Source organism: Rathayibacter sp. YIM 133350, assembly GCF_037404875.1.
GTDB lineage: Bacteria > Actinomycetota > Actinomycetes > Actinomycetales > Microbacteriaceae > Orlajensenia.
This window is the reverse complement of sequence record NZ_JBBELO010000033.1, coordinates 275,357-293,053: the sequence shown is the minus strand read 5'-3', so window position 1 is coordinate 293,053 and position 17,697 is coordinate 275,357. Positions and strand designations below refer to the sequence as shown.

The following is a 17,697-nucleotide window of genomic DNA, read 5'->3' as shown; positions in this document are numbered from 1 at the left end:
CGAACCCTCCCTGAAAACTCTATGAATGCGTAACAAGTCACCCCCGAATGAGGGTTGTCAGGGAGTGGTGCGCTCAGACCGCGTCGGCGCCGGATTCGATGAGCAGCCTCTCGAGCGCTTCGAACAGCTCAGACTCGGCCGCGATGGTCATGGCCTTGCTCTCGGCAGCCCCACGGAAGCCGCCGACCCTGGCACCCGCCTCGCGCGCGATCAGCGCGCCCGCCGCGTGGTCCCAGGCGTTGAGGCCGCGTTCGAAGTGGGCGTCGAGCCGGCCGGCCGCCACGTTGCACAGGTCGAGTGCGGCCGAACCGATGCGACGGATGTCCCGCACGTTCGGTAGAACGGTGTTCAGCACCTGCGCCTGCCACCCGCGCGTCTGCGAGGAGTAGGAGAAGCCGGTTCCGACCAGCGCGAGCGGCAACTGCACGCCGCGGTTCACCTCGAGGCGGCGACCCTGGTGCCAGGCGCCTTCGCCGGCGCTCGCCGTGAACACCTCGCCGCTGGTGGGGTTGATGACCACACCGGCCAGGGCGCTCCACGTGGACGGGTCGGGTTCGCCCTCGACGACGGCGATGCTGATGGCCCACGCCGGTACGCCGTAGAGGAAGTTGACCGTACCGTCGATCGGATCGACGACCCAGGTCAGTCCGCTCGTGCCGCCCGTGGCATCCGACTCCTCGCCGAGGAAGCCGTCATCGGGGCGGGCGTCGGCGATGAGGGAGCGGATGTGCTGTTCGACCTCGCGATCGGTGAAGGTCACGATGTCTTCGGGCGCGGACTTGCTCGCCGCGATCTCGATGCCCTCGGATCGCCGCCGCGCCGCGAGCTCGGCAGCCGACTCGGCGATGCCGCGGGCAAGGGTCAGCAGTTCGGCGCTCATGCCGCAACGCTAGCGCGGCCGCGCCGCCGCGCGCTGAGTGCGTCGAAGCGCGCGCCGGCGTGTGGAACCCAGCCCCGCGTTCGCTGAGCCTGTCGAAGCGCCGCACGCCGACCTGTGGGTCGCCACCCTTCGACAAGCTCAGGGAACGAGCGCGAGAGACCCAGCCCCGCGTTCGCTGAGCCTGTCGAAGCGCCGCACGCCGACCTGCGGACCGCCCCCTTCGACAAGCTCAGGGAACGAGCGAGCGAGACCCAGCCCGGTGCTCGCTGAGCCTGTCGAAGCGCCGGACCGCGGACGCGAAAACGGCCTCCCGCAGGAGGCCGTTGACAGTGGCGAGTGAGGGATTCGAACCCCCGAATGCTGAGCAGTCTGATTTACAGTCAGATCCCTTTGGCCGCTTGGGTAACTCGCCAGTGCGCACCCGCCCACGTGATTCACATGACCGAAGACGCGTCATAAGGATACCCGGCGGCGACCCTGCCGAGAAATCGGACCCGCCCGTCCGTCGGCGCGCCTACCGGGCGGCCGCGGCATGCCCCGCCGGTAGTATCGTGCCGAGACTCTCGGAGGCAGCATCCATGGCCGGCATCGACGAAGTCGCCAAGCTCGCGGGCGTGTCGACAGCGACGGTCTCGCGCGCGCTCAGCGGCAGCGTGAACGTCTCGCCGGCCACCAAGCAGCGCGTTCAGGATGCCGCACTCCAGCTCGACTACGTCGTCTCGTCGAACGCCTCGAGTCTCGCATCCGGCCGCACCCGCAACATCGGCGTCGTCGTGCCGTTCCTCGGTCGCTGGTACTTCACCTCGGTGCTCGAGGGCGCCCAGCGCGCTCTGCTGCGCAACGGGTACGACCTCACGCTCTACAACCTCTCGGGAGAGGGCGACGAGCGCCAGAGCGTCTTCGAGCACTTCCTGCTGCGGCAGCGCGTGGATGCCGTCATCGCGGTATCCCTCGAGCTCACCGAGGCCGAGGTGCTGCGCCTGCACCAGATGAAGAAGCCGCTCGTCGGCGTCGGAGGACCCATTCCGGGCGTGCCGACGCTGCGCATCGACGACCTCTCGATGGCGCGGCTGGCGACGGAGCACCTCATCGGACTCGGCCACACCCGCATCGCGCACATCGGCGGTACCCACGAGTTCGACCTGGACTTCCACCTGCCCACCAACCGCCGCCTCGCCTACGAGCAGTCGCTGCGGGATGCGGGCATCGAGGTGGACGCGAGCCTGTTCGCCTCGGCCGACTTCACGATCGGCGGCGGCTACCATGCGGCCAAGCAACTGCTCGGCGTTCCACGGGGGCGGCCGAGTGCCATCTTCGCGGCGTCCGACGAGATGGGGATCGGAGCCATCCTCGCCGCGCGCGACCTCGGCCTCTCGGTGCCCCGCGACGTCTCGATCATCGGCATCGACGACCACGACCTCTCCGAGTTCTTCGGGCTCACCACGGTCGCCCAGTTCCCGCAACGACAGGGGGAACAGGCCGTGGAGATGCTGCTCGAGGTGCTGCGACCGGCGTCGACGGATGCGGAGCCGGCCAGCGCCGCCCTGCCCCACGAGTTGATCGTGCGCTCGAGCACCGCCCGGCCGCAGTAGTCATCGGGCGCGGCTGCGCGGGTAGGATTTCGCCATGGCTGATTCCTCGTTTGACATCGTCTCGAAGGTCGACAAGATGGAGGCCGACAACGCGGTCAACCAGGCCCGCAAAGAAGTCGAGCAGCGCTACGACTTCAAGAACGTCGGCGCATCCGTCGAGTGGAGCGGCGAGAAGATCCTGCTGAAGGCGAACACCGAAGAGCGCGTGAAGGCCGTGCTCGAGGTCGTCGAGTCGAAGTTCATCAAGCGCGGCATCACGCTGCGCTCCCTCGACGAGGGTGAGCCCTACCCCTCGGGCAAGGAGTTCCGCATCGAGGTCGGGCTGAAGAACGGCATCGACAGCGACAACGCGAAGAAGATCTCCAAGATCATCCGCGAGGAGGCCCCGAAGACCGTCAAGAGCCAGATTCAGGGCGACGAGCTAAGGGTGAATTCGAAGAGCCGCGACGACCTTCAGCAGACGATCGCACTGCTGAAGGGCAAAGACCTCGACGTGGCCGTGCAGTTCATCAACTTCCGCTGAGACCGGCGCCGCAGATGGCCGACGAGACCCCCGACCGTCGCGGCCGCACCGGCCTGGATCGCGTCGGACGCGACCTGGACGGGAACCCGCGGGTACGAGTGCGCGATGTTCGCGTGCTCGCCTCCAACTGGTACGTCACCCGCACGACGACGTTCGACTTCCAGCACCGCGACGGCAGGTGGTCGACCGAGGAGCGCGAGACCTACGACCGCGGAAACGGCGCCTGCATCCTGTTGTACGACCGCGAGCGGCGAACCGTGCTGCTCACTCGCCAGTTCCGTTTTCCGGCGTACGTCAATGCGCATCCCGATGGCATGCTCATCGAGGCGGCTGCGGGACTTCTCGACGATGACGATCCCGAGACCGCCATCCGCCGCGAGGCCGAGGAGGAGACGGGACACCGGGTGGGCGAGGTCGAGCACGTCTTCGACGCCTACATGAGCCCCGGATCGGTCACCGAGAAGCTGCATTTCTACGCGGCGCCGTACACGAGCGACACCTCCACCGGCGCAGGCGGAGGGCTGCAGGACGAAGGCGAGGACATCGAGCTGCTCGAACTCGACGTCGACGACGCCCTTGCGCGGATCGGCCGCGACATCATCGACGCGAAGACCATCATGCTGCTGCAGTGGGCCGCGCTCTCGGGCCCGTTCTCCGCATCCCGCTGACCGCCGCCGGGCGCACAAACGCAGGACCAGCCGCACAGCGGGGCTGCAGAGCGGATGCTGAGCCGCTCATCCTGCGTTTCGCCGCTGGGTCGCGCCGCCGCCGCCGGACGCACAAACGCAGGATGAGCGGCACAGCAGAGCCGTGGAGCGGATGCTGCGCCGCTGATCCTGCATTTCGCCGCCGGGCAGGGCGGCATCAGCCCGGCCGGTACCCCCGCAGCCAGCGCGTCACGGCCTGGAAGGCTGCCTCCCGGGGTCCGGGCGCCGAGAGGGTCACGTCGTGCAGGGCGCCGTCGATGCGCGCGACGGTCACCGTCGACCCGAGTCTCAGCGCGGCGCGGGCGATGTCGTCGACGTCGAGAACGACGTCGCTCGTCATCATCGCGGGCGACCAACGTGGTGAGAGGGTCGATCGGCTCGAGAGCAGCGTGAGCACCGGCGCGGTGATGGCCAGGCCGGCGGCCACCTCGGCCTGTCCGGCGAAGATGGCCGACAGCCAGGCCGGATGCGTGGCGAAGCCGCGCTCGGGCCGCCAGGTGGAGTCGTAGTCCCACTCACCGCCGAGCGCCCGTGACACCGAGCGCGTGTAGAAGCCGAGGTCGACCTTGGGATGCGCGCCCAGCGGATCGAACTGCGCCCGCACCCGCTCGATCGGAGCGATCGCCTCCCGGGCGATGGCGTGCGCCTGGAACTCGAGCCACGGACTGTTGAGCACGACGGCGGCGGTGCGCACGGGATGGTGCGCCGCCCACAGGCTGAGCACGAGCCCGCCGGTGGAGTGGCCCATGAGCACGAGTGGGCGCTCGCTCAGCAGGTCTGTCTTGCCGTGCTCGATGCGATCCAGCGCGGCCTCGATGTCTTCGTCGTATGTGCGCAGGTCGCGCGTGAAGCCCGGCGTCTGGTGCGGCCGCAGGCTCCGACCGTACTTGCGCAGGTCGAGCGCGTAGAAGTGGGCGCCCTGTCCCGTCCAGAACTCCGCGAGGTGGCGCTGGAAGAAGTAGTCCGACCATCCGTGCACGTAGAGCACGTCGAGGCCGGCGGCGGCCCCGCGACGGAACGGGTCGGCGAGCGGCTCGTGGTGCCGCACGAGCGTGGCGACGACCTCACCCTCATGGTCGGGCTCCAGCTGCAGGGTGCACTGCTGAAAACCGCGGCCGAGGATGTCGGGCTTCCAGTCCTCGGCTCGCGTCACCCGATCAGCGTATGACGTCCGCCCATTCCGCGGAGGAAACCCGGCCGTCGGTGCCGTCGCAGCACCACGAGGCGAGCTCAGGCGCGGGAGATGGCGACCATGTCCTCGCGCGGAACGACCTTGATGCGCGTCCGGCCCTCGTCGGCACCGAGGCGCTGCTCGTGCTGGTCGAGGTTGTGCCAGCCGTCGAGGTCGGTGTAGGCGATGCCGCGGGAATCGAGCAGGTCGACCACGCTCTGCTCCGACGGCGACTCGGGCTGCCACCAGTTGCCGAGGTCGTTGATGAGGTGCCGCACGGTCTCCATCGCATCCGACTTGGTGTGCCCGATCAGGCCCACCGGCCCGCGCTTGATCCACCCGGTGGCATAGACGCCGTACATCTGCCGGAACTCCCCGCTCGTCTTGTCGCGGATGAGCACCTGGCCCTCGTGATTCGGGATCACGCCGAACTTCTTGTCGAACGGGATGCCGGGCAGCGGCGAGCCGAAGTAGCCCACCGCGCGGTACACGGCCTGCACGGGAACGCGGCGCAGCTCGCCGGTGCCGACGACCCCGCCCTCGCCGTCGGGCTTCGTGCGCTCGTAGCTGATGGCGCCGACGTGACCGCTGCCGTCATCCAGCACCGAGATCGGCTTGGCGAAGAAGTGCAGGTGCAGGCGGCGGGATGCTGCGCCCACCTCGCGCTGACGCCACTGCTGCAGAACCTTGTCGATCACGAAGACCTGCTTGTTGCCCGCAACGGCTGCGCGTGCGGCGTCGTCGTAGTCGAAGTCCTCGTCGTAGACGATCATGTCGACGTCGCGCAGTTCGCCGAGCTCCCGCAGCTCGAGCGGCGTGAACTTGACCGAGGTGGGTCCGCGGCGCCCGAAGACGTGCACGTCGGTCACGGGAGAGGCCTTGAGGCCCTCGTAGACGTTCGCCGGAATCTCGGTGGGCAGCAGGTCGTCGGCGTGCTTGGCGAGGATGCGAGCGACGTCGAGCGCCACGTTGCCGTTGCCGATCACGGCGACCGACTCGGCCTCGAGCGGCCACTCGCGCGGGTAGTCGGGGTGGCCGTCGTACCAGCTGACGAAGTCGGCCGCGCCGTAGGAACCCTCCAGGCCGATGCCCGGAATGGCGAGGTCGGCATCCTTCACGGCACCGGTCGCGAAGATGACGGCGTTGTAGTGCTTCTTCAGGTCATCGAGCGTGATGTCCTCGCCGAAGCGCACGTTGCCGAAGATGCGGATGTCGCCGCGATCGAGCACCTCGCGCAGCGCGGTGATGATGCCCTTGATGCGCGGGTGGTCGGGAGCGACGCCGTAGCGCACGAGTCCATAGGGCGCGGGCAGGTGGTCGAACAGGTCGATCGAGACGTCGAAGTTCCGCTCGGCTTTGAGCAGGATGTCGGCGGCATAGATGCCGGCCGGGCCGGCACCGATGATCGCCAGGCGGAGCTTTGTCATCGGGTTCCTTCTGTCGGGGCTAACTGCTGCGCTCGACGATCGAGTCGGCGAAACGGGTGAGGGCCTTGACCACCTGGCCGTCGGGAAGCACGGCGAGGGCGTCGACCGCGTGGCGCGCCCAGGCGTGCGCCTCGTCGCGTGTCGCGGCGGTCACCGGGTGGTCGCGAAGCTCGGCGATCAGCACGTCGGCGGTGTCGCTGGGGGTCTCGACGCCGATCACCTCGGCCTCGAGGCGCTCGAGCAGCCGTGCGGATGCCGCGTCGGTCTCGGCGCGCTCCCGCAGCCGAAGCAGGGGAAGCGTGACGACGCCGGCGCGCAGGTCTGTTCCGGGAACCTTGCCGGTCTTGCGCGGCTGCGGCGAGAGGTCGATCACGTCGTCGATGAGCTGGAAGGCGATGCCGATGCGCTCGCCGTAGGCGACGATCGGCTCCTCGTACTCGGCGGGGGCGTTCGAGAAGATCACGCCGGACTGCGCGGCAGCGGCGATGAGGGAGCCCGTCTTGTCGGCCAGCACCTGGATGTAATGCGCGACCTGGTCATCACCGGCCTTGGGGCCGTTCGTCTCGTGCAACTGTCCGAGCACGAGGCGTTCGAAGGTGGCCGCCTGCAGGCGGATCGCGCCCTCGCCCAGGCCTGCCATCAGCTGGCTGGCGCGCGCGAAGAGCAGGTCGCCCGCGAGGATGGCGACGGAGTTGCCCCAGACGGTCTGGGCGCTGGGAACCCCGCGACGCTTGTCGGCATCGTCCATCACGTCGTCGTGGTAGAGGCTCGCAAGATGGGTGACCTCGATGGCCGTCGCCGCCGTGATCACGTCGTCGGTGATGCCGTCGCCGAGGTGCGAGGTGAGGAGGGTGAGCATGGGGCGCACGCGCTTGCCGCCGGCGTTCAACAGGTAGCGGGTGGTGACATCGGCGATCTCGTCGGCGAACTCCACCTGCTTCAGCAGCTGCACCTCGACCTCGTCGAGGCCGGCTTCGACGGCACGGGCGAAGTCGCGATCGGCCGGAGTCGCGCGCAGACGGTCGCCGAGGCCCAGCTGGTCTGCGAGGGCATGGCTGCGCCGGACGGCCGGAGAATTCACTCCTCTAGCCTACCCAGTGCGACATGTCGGGCATTCCGGTCTCAGGCCGTCGGCTTGACGCCACGGTGCAGGGCAACAACACCCGCCGTGAGGTTGCGCCAGGCGACGTCGATGAACCCGGCTTCGCGCAGCCAGGCGGCGAGCTTCGGCTGATCGGGCCAGGCGTTGATGGAGTCGTTGAGGTACTCGTAGGCCGCATCGTTGGAGCTCGAGAGCCGCACGAGCGGCGGCATCACGTAGCGCTGGTAGACGGAGTAGCCGGTGCGTACGAGGCCGTTCGGCGGGGTGGAGAACTCGCAGATCACCACACGGCCGCCGGGCTTCAGCACCCGGAAGAACTCACTGAGCGCCTTCTGCGGCTCGACCACGTTTCGCAGCCCGAACGAGATGGTCACGGCGTCGAAGTGGTCGTCGTCGAAGGGCAGTGCCGTCGCATCCGCCTGCAGGAAGACGATGTTGGGGACACCGGCCTGGCGCCTCCTGCCCACCTCGAGCATTCCGGGCGAGAAGTCGGCGGCGACGACGGATGCGCCGGAGCGCGCGAGCGAGGCGCTCGAGGTTCCGGTGCCGGCGGCGACGTCGAGGATGGCCTCGCCCTGCTTGGGTGCGACGGCCTTCGTCGTGGCCGCCCGCCACAGGGCGGCGTTGCCAACGGACAGCACGGTGTTGGTGCGGTCGTACTGGGCGGCGACCTCGTCGAACATCGCCGCCACGCTCTCGGGCTGCTTGTTCAGATCGGCTCGCGTCATGCTCTCGATTCTAGGTGCGGCGCCGGTGAGAGCCCTGAGACCGGGAATGGCGGCAGGCATCCGTCCGTTGTCTCGAGTGCAGGCGGCGGACTCCCCCTTCCGCCGCCCTGCATGCGCCCCTCGAAGGGCCGCGCGTGCGACGGGAGAAGGAGAGACATGAAGGCCATCTGGAACGGAACGGTGCTCGCCGAGTCCGACGAGACCATCGAGATCGAGGGCAACCAGTACTTTCCTCCGAACGCCCTGAACCGCGAGTACTTCAGCGACAGCCAGCGTCACTCGGTGTGCCCGTGGAAGGGCACGGCGAGCTACTACCACGTCGAGGTCGACGGCGAGCGCAATCCCGACGCCGCCTGGGTCTACCCGACGCCCCTCTCCGCAGCGAAACAGATCACCGGTTACGTCGCCTTCTGGCGCGGCGTCGAGATCACCCGCTGATCCCGCTGCATCCCCCTGCCGACCGGCCGCGCTGCGCGCCAGCGTAGGCTGGTTCGGTGACCAGCCCGGCACTGCGCGTCGAGACCACAGCCGTCTCCGGTCCGCGGTCGCTCGTGTTCCTCACCGAGCCGCGGCATCCGCTGGTGTGGATGCGCGGCGGCGAGGGATTCGCCGGTTACGGCGAGGCGGTGCGCCTCGAATTCAGCGGCCCACGGCGGTTCACGGATGCCGCAGCGGCCTGGGCCGAGATCAGCGCGGCCGCTCGGGTCGAAGACGCGGTCGACCTTCCCGGAACGGGTCTCGTGGGTTTCGGAACCTTCGCCTTCGACGACGCCTCCTCGGCGACCAGCGTGCTCATCGTTCCGCGGGTGATCGTCGGGCGCCGTGGGACGAGGTCGTGGCTCACCCGCATCCGTGTGGGCGATGAGCAGACCCCTGATCCGGTGGAGCACGCCTTCGGAAGCGACTACCGGGTCTCGTTCCGGGCAGCGCAGCAGACCGCACCCGGTTTCAGCGACGCCGTCGCGGCCGCCGTCGAGCGCATCCGGGGCGGAGCGGCCGAGAAGGTGGTGCTCGCGCGCGACCTGATCGGCCGCGTGCCCGCCGGCGCCGACCTGCGCCGGGTGCTCGCGGAGCTCGCCCTGGGCTACCCCGACTGCTGGACCTTCGCCGTCGACGGCTTCCTCGGCTCGAGCCCCGAGACCCTCGTGCGCTCGCAGAAGGGAACGGTCTCGGCGCGGGTGCTCGCCGGAACGACTCCCCGCGGGCGCGACCTGCTCTCCGACGCCGAAGCGGCACGCTCCCTGGCGGGCTCGCCCAAGAACGTGCAGGAGCACGGCTTCGCCGTGCGCAGCGTGCTCGCAACCCTCGGCCCGCACACCCGCCGGCTGCAGAACTCCGATCCCTTCACCCTGGAACTGCCCAACCTCTGGCACCTCGCCACCGATGTCGAAGGCGTGCTGGGCGACGGCTCGACCTCGCTCGACCTGGTCGCCGCGATGCATCCCACCGCCGCGGTCGCCGGAACGCCGACGGATGCCGCCCTCGCCATCATCCGCGAACTCGAGCCCTTCGACCGGGGACGCTACGCCGGTCCCGTCGGATGGATCAACGGCGCCGGCGACGGCGAATGGGCCATCGGCCTGCGGTGCGCACAGGTCGCCGACGATGACACGGTGCGGGCGTATGCCGGCTGCGGCATCGTCGCGAGTTCCGAACCCGCGGCCGAACTGACGGAGTCGCGCATCAAGTTCCGCCCGGTCGTCGAGGCGTTCGCCTGAGGCACGTGCTCGACCGATCGCGGGATCAGCTCGCGGCGAGCCGGCCCTTCTCGACCTGGACGTCGTAGTCGGGCGTCGGCCACTCGAGGTCGAGACTGCGGAGCGCGTCGATGAGCAGGTGCTGCACGGCGAGCCGGGCGTAGCGCTTGTGGTTCGCGGGAACGACGTACCACGGCGCCCAGTTGGTCGTGGTCGTCTCGAAGACGCGCTGGTAGGCGTCCTGGTAGTCGTTCCAGCGCAGGCGCTCCGTCACGTCGCCGGGGTTGTACTTCCACTGCTTGCGCGGCTTGTCGAGGCGGTCCTGCAGCCGCTTGCGCTGCTCATCGGCCGAGATATGCAGCATCACCTTCACGATCGTGGTGCCGGCGTCGACGATCTCGCGCTCGAAGGCGTTGATGAGGTCGTAGCGTGCGTCGATCTCCTCGAGCGGGACGATCTCGTGCACCCGTGCGATCAGCACGTCTTCGTAGTGGGAACGGTCGAAGATGCCGATGTAGCCCGGTGCCGGGAGTTGCGGGCGCACCCGCCAGAGGAAGTCGTGCCTGCGTTCCTCATCGGTGGGCGCCTTGAAACCGTGATAGCGCACCCCGGCCGGGTTCGCGGAACTCATCACGTGCTTCACGGCACCGCCCTTGCCGGCCGTGTCCATGGCCTGCAGCACGAGCAGGATCGACTTCTGCCCGCCGCCGACCGTCGCCGACGCGAACAGCTGCTCCTGCAGCTCGCCGAGGATGTCGCCACCCTCCACGAGCGCCTTGGTCTGGTCGCGCTTGGAGATGTCGATGCCGGGAGTCGCCGACGCATCCACGTCGCTCAGCCGGAACCCCGGCTGCACCCGCAGCAGGTTCGTCGGATCGTCGTTCCAGAAGCTCTCAATGCCCGCCACAGACGCCTCCTCGCTCGTGATCACCCCATCCTGCACCCTCGAGGCGTCCGCGAGGCGTCCGCGAGGGCTCAGCGCGGGAGCGGCACCTCGAGGATCGTCGGCTCCGTCACGGGGGCGGTGAGGGCGTCGTTGAGCTCGCCGCGGGTCTGCGCCCGCCGGTACTGCCAGCCGTAGGCCGCCGCGAGGGCGGCGATGTCGACCGTGTGCGGCGTGTACAGCACGCGGTCGAAGGATGCGGCATCCGCCGATGCTGCGACCTCGAGGGTGTCGAAGATGGTTCCGCCGCCGTCGTTTCCGACGACCACGAGCACCCGCGGACGCGGCTCGCCCGGGGCGATGTGCAGCGAGCCGGCGTCGTGCAGCAGCGTCACGTCGCCGATGAGGGCGCGCGTGGTTCCCGGTTCACCGGCCGCCTGGCTGGCCGAGGCGACGCCGAGCGTCGTGGCGATCGTTCCGTCGATGCCGGCGAGGCCCCGGTTCGCGACGGCCCGGATGCGCTTGCCGGGCACGCTGCGGTCGGCCTCGCGGATGATGCGGCTGGCTCCGAAGACCAGGCGATCGTGCGGCCACGTGGCGTTCCAGACCGCTGCGGCGAGCATGCGGCGATCGACCGGAGTGCGCACGACGGCCATCTCGGCCTCGAGGAACGCGCGCCGGTTCTGCCTGCCGCCGCTCATCGGGAGGATCGGCGTCTCGGGCGAATCCTCGTCGAGCAGGGCTCGGCTGGTCATGACCCAGCGACGGGTCCAGCGACGCTCGTCGGGGCGCTGCGCCTCGTGCACGCGCACGGCCCGCACGAAGCGGCGCACGCGCCTGCCCGGGTTGTACTGCTCGGCATCCGCCGGCGCGACGACGACGGCATCGACGTCGTCGCGCTGCACGAGAGCGGGAACCTCCCGGCTGAGGGTCGGGTGACCGAACACGATGACACGCTCGACCGCGCCCCCGAACTCGGGGTGAGCGAGCAGTTCCCGGTAACCGACGACGAGGTTGGGGCCGAAGTGCGCGCCGCTCGTGACCTCGGCGATGAGGGGCCAGTCCGCCTCGCGCGCCAGAGCCTCCGCGTCCTCTCCGGCGTCGGCCCCGGCGATGACGACGGTGCGCGGGCCGTGCGCGAGCAGCAGCGGCTCGTCGTGTTCCCGCGCCGCGGCGCTCGGGCGCCCGGCGCTCGCCGTCGAGTGCTCCGGGGACGCCTCAGGCGACGTCGATGCAGCCTCGGGAAGCGGCCGCGTCGGGCCCGCCGACGACAACGGCTCGCGGTACTGCAGGTTCAGGTGCACGGGTCCCGGATTGCGGGGGTCGGTCGCCCCGGAGACGGCGCGTTCGGCGAGCGCTCGCGCATCCGCGGTGCTGTCGTCGCCGGCCGTCGGCGCCGGCACGTCGATGCCGAGTCGCACCGCGGTGCCGAAGATGCCCGGCTGGCGGGTGGTCTGGTTCGCGCGGATGCCGCGCAGTTCCTCCGGCCGGTCCGCGGTCAGCGCGATGAGGGGGATGCCGGAGTGGTGCGCTTCGAGCACTGCGGGGTGCAGGTTCGCGACGGCGGTGCCCGAGGTGGTGACCACGAGCGTCGGGACGCCCGATTCGCGGGCCGCCCCGAGCGCGAAGAAGGCGCCGCCGCGCTCGTCGATGCGCACGTGCAGGCGCATCCGGCCGGCCTCGTGCAACCGGGCCGCCGCGAGGGCGAGGGCCTGCGACCGGGAACCCGGGCTCACCACGACATCGCGCACCCCGAGGTCGGCGAAGGCGAGCAGCAGGGCGAAGGCGGCGTCCGTGGCCGGGCTCTGCCGGGCATCGCGCGTCGCCGGTCGCGCTGGGTCGTGCTCGGGTGTCCCTTCCGTCACCGCAACGCCCGACGGGGCGTCAGGCATCCGTACGGCCGGGCTTGTCGCCGTCGGATCGGTGGTCGGTGGGGTGCTCGTGCGGTTCGGTGTCGCTCGGGGGCTCGTCGTCCAGTTCGGCGAGTTCCTGCTCGATGCGCCGGATGCGCTCCTCCTGGGCGGCATCGCGGCCGAGCTGGCCGAGGAAGGCGGGGTCGTCGTCCGGCGCGAGAGGGCGCGCGCGCTGGGGGTCGTTGCGTCCGCGGCCCACCACGAGCCAGAGCACGCCGCCGATGAGGGGGACGAAGAGGATGACGAGGATCCAGACGGCGCGCGGCAACCCGCGGATGCGCGACCGATCGAACAGCGCACAATCGATGAGCGTGTAGATCATGAACACGACGGCCGCCACAACGAGGCCGACGAGCAAGCGGGTCATGCCCTAAGTGTAGGTCTGTTTACCTGAAGATCACCGGGGGTTCTGCCCGGCCCGTCGAGCCCGATCCGAGCCACCCGTTGCGGCGGGCACTCAGGCGTCGAACGTAGACTTGGCGCTCGTGAAAACCTCATCGCTGGTCGCGTTCACGGTGCTGCGGCTGCTCGCCTTCTTCGTGCCGCTCGCCGTTCTGCTGCTCCTGAACGTGAACCCGTGGGTCTCCGCCCTCGTCGCCGCGGTCGTGGGCTTCTGCATCTCGTACATCTTCCTGCGGCGCCCCCGCGAGCAGGTGGCCGGCGCCATCTACGAGCGCCGCCATCGCGAGACGCCCCTCGTGCACCCCGACGATGAGACCGAGGATGCGGCGATCGACGCTGCCGCCGCCACCGCAGCCGCTTCCCCTACTGCCCCGACCGCGGCGCCCGGAAGCGCCGCCGCATCCACCGTTCCGCTACAGCGCGAACGCCGCGCCGAGTCCCACGCCGACGACCAGGCCCACGAGGCTCGTCAGCTTGAGGGCGAGGACGAGCTCCGCTGAGGTTCGCGCCGTCACCGTGATGAGGCAGGCCGGCAGGGCGATGAGCAGGCCGAACAGCGTCAGCCAGGCGATCGGGTAGATCAGGGCGAACAGCGCCACGATCACGAACGGCGCGAGCAGCAGGATGCAGAACGCCACCTTCGACGCGGTCGCGCCGATGAGCACCGAGAGCGTGCGCTTCCCAGCGAGCTTGTCCTGCTCGCGGTCGCGCAGGTTGTTCACCATGAGCACCGCGCAGGCGACGAGCCCGATGGCGACGCCGGAGAGCCAGCTCTCGGTGGGCACGGCGAGAACCTGCACATAGGTGGTTCCGGCCGTGGCCACGAGGCCGAAGAAGACGAAGACCGCCACCTCGCCGAGGCCGTAGTAGCCGTACGGGCGCTTGCCCCCGGTGTAGAACCAGGCGGCGACGAGAGCCACGGCGCCGACAGCGAGCAGCCACCACTGCTGCGTCAGCACCACGAGGACGAGACCGGCGACGGCCGCGATCCCGAAGAAGACCAGTGCGACGATGAGCACACGTCGCGGATTCACCGCACCCGAGCCGGTGAGGCGGGCCGGCCCGACGCGGTAGGCATCCGTGCCGCGGATGCCGTCGGAGTAGTCGTTGGCGTAGTTGACGCCGATCTGCAGTGCGAGCGCCACGACGAGGCAGAGCAGCGCACGCACCCAGTGGTAGACGCCGGGACCGGCGAAGACGACCGCGGCCCCGGTTCCCGCTGCGACGGGCGCGATGGCGAGGGTGAGGGTGCGGATGCGGGCGCCGGCGATCCACGCGGCCGCACCGACGGGGCCGCTGTACGCCTGGGTCGCCGCGGCGCGCTTGGCCGGGTTTCCGCTGCGGGCCGCGTTGGGCCGGCGCGCCGCCGGGGTCCCGTTCGTCACCGGTTTCGCCTGCGAGGGCCGTGCCTGTCGATTCTGTGCCACGGGGAGCATTTTAGGGGCGCTTGCTTGGGCCGGGTGATCAGCAACCGGTGCGATCTGCAGGATGAGCGGCTCGGCGAGGCTCAGGAGGGGGCGCCGTGCCGCTCGTCCTGCGTTTTCAGCCCTCGGCGAGCATCCGTGCCAGGGCGCGGCGATCCGGCTTGCCCGACGACAGCACCGGAAACGCAGCGAGCAGCTCGAGCCGCGCCGGTCGGGCGGCGGCTCCGGACCGGGCAGCGACCGCCTCGCGGATCTCGGGCAGCTCGGCATGCGCCGCCGGGGGCGCCGCGACGACGACGGGAACCTGTCCCCACTCCGGGCTCGGCGCGGCGAGCACCACGGCATCCTCGAGCCCGGGCAGCGACCGCACGATGCGCTCGACCGCCCCGAGCGAGACCTTCTCGCCTCCCGAGATGATGACGTCGTCGGCCCGGCCGGTGACGCGGAGGCGCCCGTCGGGCAGGAACTCGCCGAGGTCGCCCGTGCGATACCACCGCCGCCCGTCGTGTTCGGGAAAGGCGGCGCGCGTGCGGTCGTCGTCATCGAGGTAGCCGAGCGCGAGCGATGAGCCCGACAGCTCGACGACTCCGTCGACGATGGCCGCGCGGGTGTCGCCGATGGGCACGCCGTCGTAGACGCATCCACCCGCCGTCTCGCTCGAGCCGTAGGTGCGGGTGACGGCGATGCCGAGGGAGGCGGCCCGGTCGATGAGGGCCTGCGGTGCGGCTTGGCCTCCCACGAGGATGCGGGCGAAGCGGGCGACGGAGGCCTGCACGGCCGCATCGGACGCGGCGGCCTCGACCACCCGCGCGAGTTGGGCGGGGACGAGCGAGGTGAAGCGCAGGTCGGCGTCGAGGCGATCCGCCGCGGCAGCGAAGGCCCGGGCCTCGAAGTGGCCGGCCGGCAGCAGCACGGGATCGGTCCCGGCGGCGATCGAGCGCACGAGCACCTGCGCGCCGGCGATGTAGTGGGCCGGAACGGCGAGCAGCCACTGACCCGCTCCGCCGAGGGCGACGGCGCTGGCCGCGGCCGAGGCCAGCAGCGCATCCGTCGAGAGGGCGACGCGCTTCGGCGCGCCCGTCGAGCCGCTCGTCTCCACGACCAGTGCGGTGGCTCGGGGAACGTGCTCGGGAAGCGGATGCGGGCTCGCGCCGGCGGCGGCCGGAAAGAGGGCCGGACCCTCGCCCGTCAGCGCGTCGCGCAGCGAGCGCATGACGGCATCCGGGTCGGTGCCGTCGATGCGGGCCAGCGGCCGCGTCATGCTCAGAACTGCCAGGGGAAGGGCGACCAGTCGGGGTCGCGCTTCTCGAGGAACGCGTCGCGGCCCTCCACGGCCTCGTCGGTGCCGTAGGCCAGGCGCGTCGCCTCGCCGGCGAAGACCTGCTGGCCGACGAGCCCGTCATCCACCGCGTTGAAGGCGAACTTGAGCATGCGGATGGCCGTCGGCGACTTGGTGAGGATCTCGCGCGCCCACTCGATTCCCGTGCTCTCGAGCTGCTCGTGGGGAACGACGGCGTTCACGGCGCCCAGCTCGTAGGCGCGTTCGGCCGAGTACTCGCGGGCGAGGAAGAACACCTCCCGAGCCGCCTTCTGCCCGATCTGGCGGGCGAAGTACGCGCTGCCGTAACCCGCGTCGAACGAGCCGACGTCGGCATCCGTCTGCTTGAAGCGGCCGTGCTCCCGACTGGCGATGGTGAGGTCGCAGACCACGTGCAGGGAGTGCCCGCCGCCGGCGGCCCAACCGGGGACCAGCGCGATGACGACCTTGGGCATGAAGCGGATGAGGCGCTGCACCTCCAGGATGTGCAGCCGGCCCGCCGCTGCGCCGGATGCCGTCGAGGCACCCTGAACGATGCCCGTCTCGGCGTCGGAGTACTTGTAGCCGTCGCGGCCACGAATGCGCTGGTCGCCTCCCGAGCAGAACGCCCAGCCGCCGTCTTTGGGACTCGGGCCGTTGCCCGTGAGGAGCACGACTCCGATCGCCGGATTCATGCGGGCGTCGTCGAGGGCGCGGTAGAGCTCGTCGACGGTGTGCGGGCGGAAGGCGTTGCGCACCTCGGGACGATCGAAGGCGATGCGGGCGATGCGCCCGTCGGTCGAGTGGTGGTAGGTGATGTCGCTCAGTCGCTCGAAGCCGGCGACGGCTCTCCACTGCCCGGCGTCGAACAGCTGGGAGACCTCTGCGCTCATGCTTCCAGCCTACTTCGGCGGAGGCATCCCGCCCCGGCGGCGGGTGGCGGTGCAAGGATGGGCGCATGCCCCTGCCCCCGCTCGATGAACTGCGCGCGACCGCTCGCGTGGTGGCCCTTCCGCTGCTCACCCGGTTCCGCGGCATCGACGTGCGGGAGGCGATGCTGTTCGAGGGACCGTCCGGGTGGACGGAGTTCTCGCCGTTCGTCGAGTACGACGACCACGAGTCCTCCGCGTGGCTCTCGGCCGCGCTCGACTTCGGTTGGCGGCCGACGCCGCCGACGCTGCGGGAACGCATTCCGGTCAACGCCACGGTGCCCGCGGTGGGGCCCGAGGAGGTGCCCGGGGTGCTGGCCCGCTACGCCGGCGCACGCACCGCGAAGGTCAAGGTGGCCGGCTCGGACTCGACGCTTGCCGAGGACGTGGCCCGCGTCGCGGCGGTGCGGAATGCGCTGGGCGCGGAGGGCCGCATCCGCGTGGACGCCAACGGCAACTGGAATCTCGACGAGGCCGAGCATGCCATCCACGCGCTCGCGCCGTTCGACCTCGAGTACGTCGAGCAGCCCTGCGAGACGGTGGCGGAGCTGGCGGAGATCCGTCGGCGCACCGCGTACCTCGATGTTCCGATCGCCGCCGACGAGAGCGTGCGGAAGGCCGAGGATCCCCTCGCCGTCGCGCAGGCCGGGGCGGCCGACCTCATCATCGTCAAGGCGCAGCCGCTCGGCGGCATCCGTCGTGCGCTCGAGATCGTGCGCGCAGCCGGGTTGCCCGTGGTCGTCTCCAGCGCCATCGACACGAGCGTCGGCCTCTCGATGGGCGCACACCTCGCAGCGGCCATTCCCGATCCGGAATACGACTGCGGGCTGGGCACGGCCGAGCTTCTGGCGACGGATGTCGCGCGCTCGCCACTCGTGGTCGAGGACGGCTCGATCGCGGTGCGCCGCGTCGTTCCCGATCCTGACCTGCTCGATGCGAACGCCGCATCCGATGACCGCCGACGGTGGTGGCTCGACCGCCTGGCGCGCTGCTACAAGCTGCTCTGACCGCGCCGCCCTCAC

Annotated in this window: 18 protein-coding genes and 1 tRNA gene; 7 read left to right on the top strand and 12 right to left on the bottom strand. The window is 70.4% G+C overall.

Features of this window, described 5'->3' with window-relative positions; genetic code table 11:
• Positions 1–73: 73 nt before the first annotated feature.
• Together WDJ51_RS11915 and WDJ51_RS11910 are read right to left on the bottom strand one after the other, a co-directional pair.
• The gene (locus WDJ51_RS11915) at positions 74–880 is read right to left on the bottom strand and encodes an inositol monophosphatase family protein (RefSeq protein WP_337852670.1); all 807 of its coding nucleotides are present in this window, start codon (positions 878–880) and stop codon (positions 74–76) included.
• Between the two features lie 330 nt (positions 881–1,210).
• Positions 1,211–1,292: transfer RNA gene (locus tag WDJ51_RS11910), tRNA-Tyr, on the bottom strand.
• A 166-nt stretch (positions 1,293–1,458) separates the two neighbouring features.
• On the opposite strand from WDJ51_RS11910, the gene WDJ51_RS11905 reads away from it, so the two are divergent.
• From WDJ51_RS11905 to WDJ51_RS11895, 3 genes are read left to right on the top strand one after another with little or no spacing between them, the layout of a single operon-like run.
• The gene (locus WDJ51_RS11905; protein WP_337852669.1) at positions 1,459–2,472 is read left to right on the top strand and encodes a LacI family DNA-binding transcriptional regulator; all 1,014 of its coding nucleotides are present in this window, start codon (positions 1,459–1,461) and stop codon (positions 2,470–2,472) included.
• Between the two features lie 34 nt (positions 2,473–2,506).
• Positions 2,507–2,995: a YajQ family cyclic di-GMP-binding protein gene (locus tag WDJ51_RS11900; RefSeq protein WP_337852668.1), complete on the top strand. Its 489-nt coding sequence runs from the start codon at positions 2,507–2,509 to the stop codon at positions 2,993–2,995.
• Between the two features lie 14 nt (positions 2,996–3,009).
• Positions 3,010–3,663 carry an NUDIX domain-containing protein gene (locus WDJ51_RS11895; RefSeq protein ID WP_337852667.1) on the top strand — a complete coding sequence of 218 codons (654 nt, stop codon included), beginning with the start codon at positions 3,010–3,012 and terminating at the stop codon, positions 3,661–3,663.
• A 196-nt stretch (positions 3,664–3,859) separates the two neighbouring features.
• Here WDJ51_RS11895 and WDJ51_RS11890 read toward each other — a convergent pair whose 3' ends face one another.
• From WDJ51_RS11890 to ubiE, 4 genes are all read right to left on the bottom strand, one after another.
• Positions 3,860–4,855 (bottom strand): alpha/beta hydrolase, encoded by a 996-nt coding sequence (locus WDJ51_RS11890; RefSeq protein WP_337852666.1) that lies wholly within the window; start codon positions 4,853–4,855, stop codon positions 3,860–3,862.
• Between the two features lie 77 nt (positions 4,856–4,932).
• Positions 4,933–6,300, bottom strand: coding sequence for an FAD-dependent oxidoreductase (locus WDJ51_RS11885; protein ID WP_337852665.1), 1,368 nt, complete (start codon positions 6,298–6,300; stop codon positions 4,933–4,935).
• A 19-nt stretch (positions 6,301–6,319) separates the two neighbouring features.
• Entirely contained in the window at positions 6,320–7,381 is a 1,062-nt protein-coding gene (locus WDJ51_RS11880; protein WP_443218492.1) for a polyprenyl synthetase family protein, read from the bottom strand.
• A 41-nt stretch (positions 7,382–7,422) separates the two neighbouring features.
• Positions 7,423–8,130, bottom strand: a complete 708-nt coding sequence (gene ubiE / locus WDJ51_RS11875) for a bifunctional demethylmenaquinone methyltransferase/2-methoxy-6-polyprenyl-1,4-benzoquinol methylase UbiE (RefSeq protein ID WP_337852664.1) — start codon at positions 8,128–8,130, stop codon at positions 7,423–7,425.
• 156 nt (positions 8,131–8,286) lie between these two features.
• On the opposite strand from ubiE, the gene WDJ51_RS11870 reads away from it, so the two are divergent.
• Positions 8,287–8,568 (top strand): DUF427 domain-containing protein, encoded by a 282-nt coding sequence (locus tag WDJ51_RS11870; RefSeq protein WP_337852663.1) that lies wholly within the window; start codon positions 8,287–8,289, stop codon positions 8,566–8,568.
• Between the two features lie 56 nt (positions 8,569–8,624).
• Positions 8,625–9,848, top strand: coding sequence for an isochorismate synthase (locus WDJ51_RS11865; protein WP_337852662.1), 1,224 nt, complete (start codon positions 8,625–8,627; stop codon positions 9,846–9,848).
• A gap of 25 nt (positions 9,849–9,873) precedes the next feature.
• On the opposite strand, the gene WDJ51_RS11860 is transcribed toward WDJ51_RS11865, so the two are convergent.
• From WDJ51_RS11860 to WDJ51_RS11850, 3 genes are all read right to left on the bottom strand, one after another.
• Positions 9,874–10,734, bottom strand: a complete 861-nt coding sequence (locus tag WDJ51_RS11860; protein ID WP_443218491.1) for a PPK2 family polyphosphate kinase — start codon at positions 10,732–10,734, stop codon at positions 9,874–9,876.
• A 68-nt stretch (positions 10,735–10,802) separates the two neighbouring features.
• Positions 10,803–12,602, bottom strand: coding sequence for a 2-succinyl-5-enolpyruvyl-6-hydroxy-3-cyclohexene-1-carboxylic-acid synthase (gene menD, locus WDJ51_RS11855; protein ID WP_337852661.1), 1,800 nt, complete (start codon positions 12,600–12,602; stop codon positions 10,803–10,805).
• Positions 12,595–12,990, bottom strand: a complete 396-nt coding sequence (locus WDJ51_RS11850) for a PLD nuclease N-terminal domain-containing protein (RefSeq protein ID WP_337852660.1) — start codon at positions 12,988–12,990, stop codon at positions 12,595–12,597. The genes menD and WDJ51_RS11850 overlap by 8 nt, the downstream gene beginning before the upstream one ends.
• A 118-nt stretch (positions 12,991–13,108) precedes the next feature.
• Here WDJ51_RS11850 and WDJ51_RS11845 point away from each other — a divergent pair, with 118 nt between their 5' ends.
• Complete coding sequence (locus WDJ51_RS11845; RefSeq protein ID WP_337852659.1) at positions 13,109–13,525, top strand: DUF4229 domain-containing protein; 417 nt, start codon at positions 13,109–13,111, stop codon at positions 13,523–13,525.
• On the opposite strand, the gene WDJ51_RS11840 is transcribed toward WDJ51_RS11845, so the two are convergent.
• The 3 genes from WDJ51_RS11840 to WDJ51_RS11830 all read right to left on the bottom strand — a co-directional run bounded on the left by WDJ51_RS11840 (position 13,439) and on the right by WDJ51_RS11830 (position 16,639).
• A complete protein-coding gene (locus WDJ51_RS11840) occupies positions 13,439–14,410 on the bottom strand; it encodes a 1,4-dihydroxy-2-naphthoate polyprenyltransferase (RefSeq protein WP_337852658.1) in 972 nt (323 codons plus the stop codon). The genes WDJ51_RS11845 and WDJ51_RS11840 overlap by 87 nt on opposite strands.
• 157 nt (positions 14,411–14,567) lie before the next feature.
• Positions 14,568–15,710, bottom strand: coding sequence for an AMP-binding protein (locus WDJ51_RS11835; protein ID WP_337852657.1), 1,143 nt, complete (start codon positions 15,708–15,710; stop codon positions 14,568–14,570).
• Positions 15,711–15,712: 2 nt separating this feature from the next.
• Entirely contained in the window at positions 15,713–16,639 is a 927-nt protein-coding gene (locus WDJ51_RS11830) for a 1,4-dihydroxy-2-naphthoyl-CoA synthase (protein ID WP_337852656.1), read from the bottom strand.
• Positions 16,640–16,704: 65 nt separating this feature from the next.
• Here WDJ51_RS11830 and WDJ51_RS11825 point away from each other — a divergent pair, with 65 nt between their 5' ends.
• Entirely contained in the window at positions 16,705–17,682 is a 978-nt protein-coding gene (locus tag WDJ51_RS11825; protein ID WP_337852655.1) for an o-succinylbenzoate synthase, read from the top strand.
• Positions 17,683–17,697: the final 15 nt, after the last annotated feature.